The sequence below is a fragment of the Streptomyces sp. NH27 genome (assembly GCF_056859195.1).
On sequence record NZ_JACEGK010000940.1, the window covers coordinates 1 to 1,368 of the forward strand.

A 1,368-nucleotide genomic window follows, 5' to 3' on the forward strand; every position below is an offset into this window, starting at 1 on the left:
GTTCCCCGCGCCCCTGAGTCTGCGGCTCCTACGGTGAAAGAGCCGCACGAACCAGACCAGGGGCGCGGGGAACTGCGCGCTCAGCCACTCACTGGCGCTCAACCCGCAACGGCCCCCGCTGCAAAGGCGCGTAGCCGGCGGGGCCGCCGGGGCGACGGAACCGTTGGGGCGGCTGGGCGGCGCGCACGGGTATTACCGTTGCTTACCGTGCAGTACCCATCGGGAGTCCTCGCGCCGTGGCAGTGGCTGCGGGCCCACCAGGCCACGGCCGACGCCGGGCTGGCGTCGGTCGTGTTCGTGGTGATCCTGCTGGGCAGCGTGCTGGGCGCGGACACGTACCGGCTGAGCCTGGTGGACATCGGGCTGGCCGCGCCGGCGTGCGCGTCGCTGAGCCTGCGCCGCCGCGCCCCGTGGTCGGTGCTCGCCTTCACCTGCGGGCTGTCCGTGGTGTTCATCGCGCTGCGCCCGGCCGACGGCCGGGTCCCGGTGATCCTGGCGGCGGCGATGGCGCTGTACACGGTCGCGGCCCTTACCGACCGGCACACCACATGGCTGACCGGGCTGGCGGTCTGCGTCGGTCAGACCGCGCTCGCGATGTCCTTCGGCAACGGTCCCTGGTACGGCCAGGCGAACTTCGCGGTCTTCGCGTGGACCGGGATGGCGGCCGCGGCCGGTGACGCGGTGCGCAGCCGCCGCGCGTACATCACCGCGATCGAGGAGCGGGCGGAGCGGGCCGAGCGCAGCCGGGAGCAGGAGGCGAGGCGGCGGGTCGCCGAGGAGCGGATGCGGATCGCCCGCGAGCTGCACGACGTCGTCGCCCACCACATCGCGCTGGTCAACGTCCAGGCGGGCGTGGCCGCGCATGTCATGGACTCCCGCCCGGACCAGGCCAAGCAGGCCCTCGCGCACGTCCGCGAGGCGAGCCGGACCGCGCTGGCCGAACTGCGCACCACCGTGGGGCTGCTGCGGCAGTCCGGTGAGCCCGAGGCGCCGATGGAGCCGGCGCCGGGGCTGGCGGTGCTGGACCAGTTGCTGGACGGCTTCCGGCGGGCGGGGCTGCGCGTCACGGTCGAGTGCGACGGCCATCAGCCGGACGGGGCGGAGCCGCCCGCGCTGCCCGCGTCCGTGGACCTGACCGCGTACCGGGTGATCCAGGAGTCGCTGACCAACGTGCAGAAGCACGCCGGGCCGACGGCGGGCGCGGTGGTGCGGATCAACCGGGTCGGCGGGGAGTTGCGGGTCGTGGTGGACGACGACGGTACGCCCGGGGCCGCGGCCGGGTCGGCGTCGCCGCTGTTCGGCGGGGCGGTGCCGGAGCAGGCCGGCGGCGCGGCGCAGGACCGTACGGGATCGGGACCGGGACCGGAC

General features: G+C 75.2%; 1 protein-coding gene. It reads left to right on the top strand.

Annotated features, from left to right (window positions below; all coding sequences use genetic code 11):
* Nucleotides 1–207 precede the first annotated feature (207 nt).
* On the top strand, nucleotides 208–1,368 hold a 1,161-nt coding region (locus AC13HU_RS37265; RefSeq protein WP_483046432.1), incomplete at its 3' end, for a sensor histidine kinase.